Annotated in this window: 3 protein-coding genes, 1 rRNA gene and 1 pseudogene; 1 reads left to right on the top strand and 4 read right to left on the bottom strand. The window is 46.6% G+C overall.

Going from position 1 to position 2,558, the window contains the following annotated elements:
- Positions 1-464: pseudogene (locus tag AQR02_RS30635) on the bottom strand (aminotransferase class I/II-fold pyridoxal phosphate-dependent enzyme); the annotation flags it as partial.
- A gap of 212 nt (positions 465-676) precedes the next feature.
- Positions 677-862, bottom strand: coding sequence for a sigma factor G inhibitor Gin (locus AQR02_RS30640; RefSeq protein WP_054944052.1), 186 nt, complete (start codon positions 860-862; stop codon positions 677-679).
- A 207-nt stretch (positions 863-1,069) separates the two neighbouring features.
- Here AQR02_RS30640 and AQR02_RS30645 point away from each other — a divergent pair, with 207 nt between their 5' ends.
- Positions 1,070-1,594 carry a hypothetical protein gene (locus tag AQR02_RS30645; RefSeq protein WP_054944053.1) on the top strand — a complete coding sequence of 175 codons (525 nt, stop codon included), beginning with the start codon at positions 1,070-1,072 and terminating at the stop codon, positions 1,592-1,594.
- 108 nt (positions 1,595-1,702) lie between these two features.
- Here the strand turns inward: AQR02_RS30645 and AQR02_RS30650 are convergent, their stop codons facing one another.
- Positions 1,703-2,119, bottom strand: coding sequence for a hypothetical protein (locus AQR02_RS30650; protein ID WP_054944054.1), 417 nt, complete (start codon positions 2,117-2,119; stop codon positions 1,703-1,705).
- Between the two features lie 263 nt (positions 2,120-2,382).
- Positions 2,383-2,499: ribosomal RNA gene (gene rrf, locus AQR02_RS30655) — 5S ribosomal RNA — on the bottom strand.
- Positions 2,500-2,558: the final 59 nt, after the last annotated feature.

Here is a 2,558-nt window from a genome sequence, read left to right on the forward strand (position 1 = left end):
ACCGCTTCAGCCGCCGGAGCAACAGCGAGGCCGCTGTCCGCATCCAGCTGCGGCTCGAGGAAAACTGCCCGCACGCCAGCCAGCATTAAGCCGTGGATCACCGACTTATGGACATTACGCTGCAGAATCAGAACCATCCCCGGGTCCGGGCAAACGGTCAAGATAAGTGCCAGATTGCCGGCGGTGCTTCCGCCGACCAGCAAAAAGCTTTCTTCCGCCCCAAAACAATCTGCAGCCAGCAGCTGCGCCTCCCTAATGACCCCTTCCGGGTGGTGAAGATCATCCGTTCCGGTAATTTCCGTCACGTCGTACCTCATGATCTCATCCAGATATCCTGCCCCTTCAGCTCCGCTATAGGCCTCACCGTTCTTGTGGCCGGGCACGTGATAAGATATATTACCCTTAAGTCTATATTGTTCCAGCATCTCATATATCGGTGCCCTGCCAGGCTCTAAAATGTTCATGTTCTTATCCTTCCCTGGGGGTTACCTCTATTTTAACGCAAATATGCCTAAACGCCTATTATTCCGCGTAAAAGCATCATCCGCACAACAAAACGGCCCCTCCCGCCACAACACGGGGAAGCCGTTAAATTAATTGCTTATAATGCAGCCATTGCGACACAGATCCACCGCCCGCTCTCTTTACACTGTTGTTACAAATGCCTTCACTCGGATCAGGCGTTCTTTTGGAGTCCGATTTTCTTCATCCGGCCAATGAAAAAACGGTACTTAATGTCCTCAGCATCCGTACGCACCATTTCGCTCTCGCAATCTTCACAAATGAAATGCGAGACAATAACAATACCTTCTTCTTTCATCTGCCCGCAAATAATGCAGGACTGTCCGGTTTGCTGTTCCATATCCATCCCACCTTGACTCTTTTAAGAACAGTATGTTACACCTTCTATCATTTTAAACCTTTTCATAGTTTTTTCCTATCCGGGTGACTCAAAATATATATATTCTGTGATCGCCAGGCTGGTGATTCTCCTGCTGAAGTTTAATAAAACGCCGCAGACAGCCGATATTATTAACATGAGAACTCTCGAGGAGGTCAGACTTTCTTTATGGAACCCAACACCAAAGGTGCAGCTACATTCTATCAATACAAGCTTATCAAAAAAATAAATCTGACTACTGCCAAGCTGCGGATCTACATTGCACTTCCTTTATTATTCGTAGTACTGGAGACCATATTCCTCTCCTGGTGGAGCCTGTTGTATATGGTTGTTGCGGCTCCCGTTGTATTATGGGTCCAGTATGTCATCTCACGGTCCGTCCTCCTTATTACCGGGCACCCCATCGCTAAACGGTGGAAGGTATCTCTTCGTCTGCCTTGGCTCGGCTATATGCCGGATCAATATATCAGCTACAGCGTCTTTCGTAAGGTGCAGCTGCATAATTTCTGGATCGGCCTATGCATTGCCGCACTTTTTATTGTGTGGGCTCCTCCGGCGTTCACAACCTCCTTGGTAATCTGCCATCTCTGGCTGCTCTTGCCCCGGCTGTATACCCTGCTGAGACTGCGCCGAGATGATGAAGGCGGGATGCTGAAATTCAATCCTGCAGACGTTTCCTATTACGCTCAATAATTGCAGAACTGCATACATACGTTCATCGCCTACCGACAACAGCAGTCCCTTGTGCAAAATTGATATATGATTCAATAATAAACGCCGTCCAAATTGGACGGCGTTTATTTATTTACTCTTCAGCCCTTTTATGGAGGCTTTCTTTTCCTTCGGAATCATTACTGTGAAATAGCCGTCATGTACGGTTAAATGTACAATTAGTCCGTCCTTTTGAAAAACACGGGAGCTTCCCGCATCCTCTTCCCCTTTTTGTTCCTCCCACCCCCAAGCTTCAATCGCTTTCAGGTAAGCCTCGGGTACACCCTCCTTTTCCTTAATTCCAGACAAGGAGTAACGGACATAGTCCATAGCAACATTTGTAGTAGCCCGGTCAGGAGAACTGGCTTCCTTAGGGACAGGAAAGCTTTTTTCATTAAGTGCTCCCTCAAAAGTATCCCAGTTGGGCTCTTTCGCTCCGCAACCAGTAAACATTACACTCACTATACAAACAATAAATAATATCCATAAGGGTCGGGTTAGCTTCATACCTTAAATCCTCCTTACCTCTACCATGCATCAAAAGACACAAGAAAATTCAAATTTAGAATTTATCAGTAGTTCATTCGTATTAAGGTGCTGCTTAATATTTGCACTTTTCTATTATACTTGGATATACCATGCCGTCGGTAACAAAAATGTCACTCAATTGTAAACGCTTTTATAGTAAATCCATCTCTATAACCAGTCTTTCTATCCAGGTATAAACAACAAAAAAAGCCATTGTCGATGACTCAACAATGGCTTCATGTGCTTGGCGACGTCCTACTCTCCCAGGACCCTTCGGTCCAAGTACCATCGGCGCTGGAAGGCTTAACGGTCGTGTTCGGGATGGGTACGCGTGGAACCCTTCCGCTATCGCCACCAAACATGCGTCTGTGAAACAGACGCTGCCGCTAGACATTCAGTTCATCACACAAAGTGCAAA

The sequence above is a fragment of the Paenibacillus ihuae genome (assembly GCF_001368795.1).
GTDB lineage: Bacteria > Bacillota > Bacilli > Paenibacillales > Paenibacillaceae > Paenibacillus_AQ > Paenibacillus_AQ ihuae.